Source organism: Mesorhizobium sp. M0816, assembly GCF_040320005.1.
Lineage (GTDB): Bacteria > Pseudomonadota > Alphaproteobacteria > Rhizobiales > Rhizobiaceae > Mesorhizobium.
The window spans coordinates 1-3880 of sequence record NZ_JAMYOT010000076.1 but is presented as its reverse complement, the minus strand read 5'-3'; the positions used below and the strand labels follow the sequence as shown (position 1 = coordinate 3880).

At 59.4% G+C, this 3880-nt stretch carries 2 protein-coding genes; one reads left to right on the top strand and one right to left on the bottom strand.

Going from position 1 to position 3880, the window contains the following annotated elements:
• Positions 1–34 precede the first annotated feature (34 nt).
• Positions 35–628, bottom strand: a complete 594-nt coding sequence (locus tag NKI17_RS36575) for a recombinase family protein (RefSeq protein WP_352907918.1) — start codon at positions 626–628, stop codon at positions 35–37.
• A 156-nt stretch (positions 629–784) separates the two neighbouring features.
• Here NKI17_RS36575 and NKI17_RS36570 point away from each other — a divergent pair, with 156 nt between their 5' ends.
• Positions 785–3760: a Tn3 family transposase gene (locus NKI17_RS36570; protein WP_352624169.1), complete on the top strand. Its 2976-nt coding sequence runs from the start codon at positions 785–787 to the stop codon at positions 3758–3760.
• Positions 3761–3880 lie beyond the last annotated feature (120 nt).

Below are 3880 nucleotides of genomic sequence, written 5' to 3'. Positions count from 1 at the left end.
TGGGGTCAGAACAAGAGCTGCTCGAAATCATACGCTAAGGTCGAACGGAACGTGAACTGTCGTCTCTGACTCGCATGATGGTCTGTCGGCTGGTTTCGAACTTTCTGGCGAGCGCGGAAACGCTCATGCCGCTGGCCAGCCCTACAAGAACATCCTGCTTCCGCGTTTCGTTGAGCCGCGCCGGTCGGCCAAGGGTTTTTCCTTCCGATTTTGCCCGTTTGAGGCCGGACTGCGTGCGTTCGATAAGCAGGTCACGTTCGAATTGTGCGACGGCGTTGATGACGTTCATGGTCATCTTGCCAGCGGAGCTTGCGAGATCGACACCGCCCAGAGCGAGGCAGTGAACCCGGACACCCAATTCCTCCAGTTTCCCTACAGTGGTGCTCACATCGATGGCGTCCCGACCAAGTCGGTCGAGCTTTGTCACGATGAGCACATCCCCGGCTTCGAGCTTGTCCATGAGCCGGGTGAAGCCCCGGCGCTGCGCAATGGCGACACTGCCGGAGACCGTTTCGGTGACGATGCGGCGTGGCTCGATGTGGAAACCGGCTGCCTCGATTTCCTGAACCTGGTTTTCAGTCGTTTGGCCGGTCGTGGAGACCCGGACGTAGGCAAAGGTGCGCGGCATGGGCTCGATTTCGTCCGAATAGGCTGTCCGAAATGTCGTGCATGTCCATAACTATGTCAAGGTAATTTGTGGACAGTGCTATGTTCACCCTGTACGGAACCGGTCGTTTTCGGACATGCCAAGGGCCATCGGCGTGATGTTGCATGGAGTAAAGAAATGGCCCGGCGAAAGCTTCTCAAGATTCAGGATCGACAGGAGCTGTTCGCCGTGCCGACCGATGAAGATAGCCTGATCCGTCACTACACCTTATCTCCGGCCGACCGGCTGGAGATCGAAGTCCGCAGGCGCAAGCATAACCAGATCGGATTTGCGGTTCAGCTTTGCCTGATGCGATATCCGGGCAGAACGCTCATGGCGAATGAAATACCGCCGCGGGCAATGCTCAATTACATCTCCGAGCAACTGAATGCCGATCCGGAAAGCTTCAGTTCCTATGCGAGGCGAGAGCCGACCCGGCTGGAACACATCTCGCACCTCCTCGCCTATCTTGGGATGAGAACCGCAGCAGCTCCGGACCGGCGGGCCGCCTTGATGTCCGCAATCGAAACGGCAGCGACGACAGACAAAGGGTCATCTATTGCCAAGGCAATCATCACAACCATGCGGGAACGCAATGTGGTGCTTCCCACGCCGGACACCATAGAGCGGATCGGGCTGGCGGCACGCGCCATAGCGCGACGGCGTGCGGAAGCGGCGTTGATATCCGGCTTTTCCCCTGAGCAGCTTCAGAGCCTCGACGATTTGCTGAAGGTGGATCCTGCAATCGCACAGACGCGGTTCCATTGGCTACGATCGGCTCCGGACGCACCCGGCGCCAGCAACCTGGTCGCGATGATGGAAAGGCTCTCCTTCATACGCGCCCTCGATATCGATCCCCGCCTGCAGGGCCGCATCCATTCCGGGCGCTGGGACCAGATGATCCGGGAGGGCGATGTCACGCCGGCCTGGCTTGCCGCTGATTTCAACGCCAGCCGTCGGCGCGCGACGATCGTCGCCCAGGTCATCAAGCTCGGTCAGAAGCTGACCGACGACGCGGTCACCATGTTCATCAAGCTGATCGGCAGGCTCTTTTCCCAGGCCAACAATCGCAAGAAGCAGCGCCATGCCGAAACGCGTAAAGAGACGGCGAAGGCGCTCCGGCTGTTTCTCGACACGATTTCCGCCCTTCAGGCCGCCAACGACAACGATGAGGATGCAATCGAGACGATCAACCGGCAAGTCGGCTGGCATCGTCTTTTGCAGGTAAAGCCCGCTCTCGAAGCCATGGTGGAAAATGGAGATCCTGATCCATTGCTTGTGGCGGTGGAGCAATACGCGAGCGTCCGCAAATATGCGGCGCTGTTTCTACAGACCTTTGCTTTCCGCTCCGCTCGCCGGAACGATACCCTGCTTGCGGCGATTGAAACCCTCAAATCCCTCTACGAAGATGGGCGGCGCAGCCTTCCAGATCGGGTTCCGGTTGCCCATCTTGGCACGACGGCCCGCAAACTGATCTTCAGCGGATCAAAACCCGATCGTCGTCTCTACGAGATTGCCACGCTGGCGGCGTTGCGGGAGCGGCTTCGCTCAGCAGATGTCTGGGTCGAAGGCAGCAGGACATTTCGCCCGATGGATGAGCATCTCATGCCGCGCCCTGCCTTCACCAATCTCAAAGATGCCGACCAGCTCGGCCTCGGCGTACAGCGCGACGGGGCGGCGTGGCTCGCGCAAATGCAGCAATTGCTCGACTTCAATCTCAAGCGGCTCGCACACCGCGCTCGGAACGGCAAGCTCGAGGGTGTCCGTTTCGAGGCCGGAACCCTGCTGGTGACGCCGCTGGCCAGCGAGGTTCCCGCCGCAGCCGAGGAACTGAATCTTGAGCTGAATGACATGTACCCGCTCATCGAGGTGCCGGACCTTCTTAGAGAGGTGCATGAGTGGACGGGCTTTGCCGAGCAGTTCACCCATGTGCGAACGGGCGACATGCCACAAAACATCGCTGCTATGCTCGCCGGCACGCTCGCGGACGCCACCAATCTCGGGCCAAAACGGATGGCAGGCGCATCGAAAGGGATCAGCGCCCATCAGATCGGCTGGATGCGCATGTTCCATGCCAGGACCGAAACTTATCGGGCGGCGCAGGCAAGCGTGACCGACGCCCATGCGCGTCATCCCCATGCTCTGCTCTGGGGAAATGGAACGACCGCGTCTTCCGACGGTCAGTTCTTCCGGGCCAGTGATCGTGCTGCAGGGCGCGGCGACATCAATCTGCACTATGGCAGCGAGCCAGGCACCAAATTCTACAGCCATCTCTCCGACCAGTACGGCTACTTCAGCATCCTGCCGATCAGTCCGACCGAAAGCGAGGCGGCCTATGTTCTGGACGGGCTATTCGACCACGACACCATCCTCGACATCGAGGAGCATTTCACCGACACGGGCGGCGCCAGCGACCATGTGTTTGCCCTCTTCGCCCTGATCGGCCGGCGCTTCGCGCCCCGACTGCGCAACCTCAAGGACCGGAAATTCCATACCTTCGAGAAAGTCGATACCTATCCCGCCCTCGCGGACCATATCGGCGTGCGGATCAATTCCGCGCTCATCATGGAATATTGGGATGATCTGCTGCATCTGGCGGCGTCAATCCGCGCGCGTACGGTTGCACCCTCGACGATTCTCAAAAAGCTGGCTGCGTCACCTAATCCGAGTCAGTTGGCCAAAGCCCTGCGGGAACTCGGCCGTATCGAGCGATCCTTGTTTATGATCGAATGGTATTCCAGTCCGGACTTGCGTCGGCGGTGCCAAGCCGGTCTCAACAAGGGCGAGGCAGCGCACAAACTCAAGCGTGCGGTCTTCTTCCATGAGCGCGGCGAAATCCGCGACCGATCGTTCGAGAGCCAGGCATTCCGCGCCTCCGGTCTCAATCTTGTCGTCAGTGCCATCGTCCACTGGAATACGGTATATCTCAGCCGGGCCACCGAGCACCTCCGTCAGAGTAGCCGAAATATTCCCGACACCCTGCTCAAACATGTCTCTCCCCTGAGCTGGGAACACATCAACCTTACCGGCATCTACTCCTGGGACGTCGCGCCCGACCTTACGGAGGGCTTCAGGCCGCTGCGCTTGCCGACTAAATTGCCCTGGGCGGCATAATGTTCATGCTCCGTTCGGCCTTAGCGTATGATTTCGAGCAGTTCTTGTTCTGACCCCATTCTGGCTGATTTGGGCGGCGAGAGCAATCGCTATCGATAAGAGGTCATTATCGATAGTGAT

Bases quoted from the DNA above. Each gene is read 5' to 3' on its own strand.
- NKI17_RS36575 (WP_352907918.1), bottom strand. From the start codon at position 628: ATGCCGCGCACCTTTGCCTACGTCCGGGTCTCCACGACCGGCCAAACG.
- NKI17_RS36570 (WP_352624169.1), top strand. From the start codon at position 785: ATGGCCCGGCGAAAGCTTCTCAAGATTCAGGATCGACAGGAGCTGTTC.